The sequence below is a fragment of the Chloroflexota bacterium genome, from assembly GCA_015478725.1.
In the GTDB taxonomy this organism is placed as follows: Bacteria; Chloroflexota; Limnocylindria; order Limnocylindrales; family CSP1-4; genus C-114.
The window spans coordinates 1-1554 of sequence record JADMIG010000104.1 but is presented as its reverse complement, the minus strand read 5'-3'; the positions used below and the strand labels follow the sequence as shown (position 1 = coordinate 1554).

At 59.1% G+C, this 1554-nt stretch carries 1 protein-coding gene; it reads right to left on the bottom strand.

All coding sequences use genetic code 11. The annotated features are described in order from the left end of the window. Positions 1–49 precede the first annotated feature (49 nt). Entirely contained in the window at positions 50–1381 is a 1332-nt protein-coding gene (locus IVW53_15950; GenBank protein ID MBF6607056.1) for a transposase family protein, read from the bottom strand. Between the last annotated feature and the right edge of the window lie 173 nt (positions 1382–1554).

The window sequence follows — 1554 nt, the reverse complement described above, 5'->3', positions numbered from 1 at the left end:
TGTATGGGATACCCACATCGTAACCTCCTTGATGCCAAGACATCGTAGACTAGGGAGCGGCGAAAGGCGCGGTACGGAACCGACGTTCTTGTAAGGAACGCAAACGGGCCTGAGCGCGAGCCTGATGCAGCATGTGAGCCAGAAAGTCGTCATAGGAAAGGAGGTGTCCCACCAGCCCTCTGAGCGGGAGCGATTTGAGGGGCCGCTGTTCATGCAGCACCTGCAAACAGCGGTTGGTCGCATCCAACTGCAACCCGACATGCTGCCCCACCAATTGGGTGGAGATGTAATAGTGTTTGAGATCGACACTGACCATGCCATGGGCATCGACTTTGCGCTCCAAATGCAATCCATCGAGCCGTTGGAGCCAGCCATCCGGATCGACCGTAGCAGGCAAAGGGGGTAAGGCGGACAAGGTGGGAAAGGCACTTCGCGGCGGTTGGTTACCACAGGAGAGAGCTTGGTTGGGTCGCTGCACGTTGTAGTGCTGCTGAAAAGCTGTGGTCACTTCACGGGCTTGCTCTAAGGTGAGCGGGCGGAGCGGGGTCAGGCATTCCTGTTGATAGGTGCGATTGTAGCGTTCGACAAAGCCATTTTCCTGCGGATGATGAGGCGCACAGACGTGCATCTGAATGCCCAGGCAGGCGGTAAAACGCAGCAAGGCCGACGGAAAATCACTGCCATGAGGGCTGCCCACCCAGCGCACGTCACGATCCAGCGTGATCTGCTGGGGAACGCCAACGGTTTGCAGAGTGTGGGCGACCGCCTCGAGAGCCGTTTCGGCCGTGAAGTCAGGACGCAGGGGTGCATCCAGGAGCAGCGAGGTTCCCATATCGATGACGTTGAGCGTTTCCACGCCATGTTGTCGCTTGCCTTCAGATGAAGCGGGGACGCTGGAGACATCTTTGAAGTCGATCTGCCACTGGCTCAAGGGGACAGGCCGTTCCATCGGCTGGGGACGAGGCGGGTGCTGAAGGGGAATGCGTCCATGAGCTTGCAAGATGCGATGGATGGTGCGGCGCGACGGCACGGGTGGCTGGAACTGTTGCCAGAACGGATCGCGGGGCAAGTAATACTGGATCGCTCGTGCTCCAGGCACGCGTCGCAACCCTTCGGGGGGCGCGTCACGTACGGCGAGCACCCGCTCAACGACCCACGGCTCGGTTCGCCTCGGGGGATGATGGCGCGTTCGGGGATGTCCTTGCAAGACCTGGGGCAGAGCTATGCCTTGTGCCAGTTCGTCGCGCAGGCGAGCAAGCCATTTCTTGACCCATCCCACCGAGCGGGTGAGGGCTGCGGCCAACTGCGGGGCCGACCAGTCAGGATGGTGCTGATGCAGATAATACAAATTGGCGCGATCGACGTAGTATGATACACTCATGAGGGGTACTCCTTTCTTGGACAAGATGGTGTTTTGTCGGTTAAGAAAAGTGTACCGTCTCATGGCTCGTTTGACCAGTGCCTGCGGTCGAGGAAGCAGCAGCGTGATGCCGTCTGCTTGGTGGTCTACGATGTGCTGGCACTCACCCGGTTACGATGTGGGTATCCCATACA

Excerpts from the sequence above, each read along its gene's own strand:
- IVW53_15950 (MBF6607056.1), bottom strand. The coding sequence starts at position 1,381 with ATGAGTGTATCATACTACGTCGATCGCGCCAATTTGTATTATCTGCAT.